The sequence below is a fragment of the Streptococcus suis genome (genome assembly GCF_016743335.1).
GTDB lineage: Bacteria > Bacillota > Bacilli > Lactobacillales > Streptococcaceae > Streptococcus > Streptococcus suis_Y.
The window spans coordinates 1-779 of record NZ_WCJE01000100.1; the positions used below are offsets into that span (position 1 = coordinate 1).

At 51.0% G+C, this 779-nt stretch carries 8 tRNA genes; all 8 read right to left on the bottom strand.

Going from position 1 to position 779, the window contains the following annotated elements:
• Positions 1-4: 4 nt before the first annotated feature.
• A tRNA-Pro gene (locus F9856_RS11995) sits at positions 5-78 on the bottom strand.
• Between the two features lie 47 nt (positions 79-125).
• Positions 126-199 (bottom strand) — tRNA-Arg (locus tag F9856_RS12000).
• 18 nt (positions 200-217) lie between these two features.
• Positions 218-301, bottom strand: a tRNA-Leu gene (locus tag F9856_RS12005).
• A 7-nt stretch (positions 302-308) separates the two neighbouring features.
• Positions 309-380: transfer RNA gene (locus tag F9856_RS12010), tRNA-Gly, on the bottom strand.
• A gap of 12 nt (positions 381-392) precedes the next feature.
• Positions 393-465, bottom strand: a tRNA-Thr gene (locus F9856_RS12015).
• A gap of 18 nt (positions 466-483) precedes the next feature.
• Positions 484-565, bottom strand: a tRNA-Leu gene (locus F9856_RS12020).
• A 3-nt stretch (positions 566-568) separates the two neighbouring features.
• A tRNA-Lys gene (locus F9856_RS12025) sits at positions 569-641 on the bottom strand.
• Positions 642-706: 65 nt separating this feature from the next.
• A tRNA-Asp gene (locus F9856_RS12030) sits at positions 707-779 on the bottom strand.

The window sequence follows — 779 nt, forward strand, 5'->3', positions numbered from 1 at the left end:
ATAATCGGGAAGACAGGATTCGAACCTGCGACACCTTGGTCCCAAACCAAGTACTCTACCAAGCTGAGCTACTTCCCGATACTATTAAAAATAAAGCTCCCCTAACGTCTCCATTAAGCGAGTGATGCACCCTAGAGGAGTCGAACCTCTAACCGCCTGATTCGTAGTCAGGTACTCTATCCAGTTGAGCTAAGGGTGCTAACTATTATAATCTTCATGCCGAGGACCGGAATCGAACCGGTACGATGTTGCCATCGCAGGATTTTAAGTCCTGTGCGTCTGCCAGTTCCGCCACCCCGGCCTCTCAAAGCGAACGACGGGATTCGAACCCGCGACCCCCACCTTGGCAAGGTGGTGTTCTACCACTGAACTACGTTCGCAATCTTTCCTAATGCCGGCTACATGACTTGAACACGCGACCCTCTGATTACAAATCAGATGCTCTACCAACTGAGCTAAGCCGGCTAAATTATATTTCTCCTATGCGGGTTAAGGGACTTGAACCCCCACGCCCGAAAGCGCCAGATCCTAAATCTGGTGCGTCTGCCAATTCCGCCAAACCCGCATATGACTCGTGCTGGGCTCGAACCAGCGACCCATTGATTAAAAGTCAATTGCTCTACCAACTGAGCTAACGAGTCGAAAATATGAAGCAAACCCCGTTTGCTCTATCTCCAACTTCAAATAGTCTCCCAGACTATTTGAACGGTCCCGACGGGAATCGAACCCGCGATCTTCGCCGTGACAGGGCGACGTGATAACCGCTACACTACGGGACC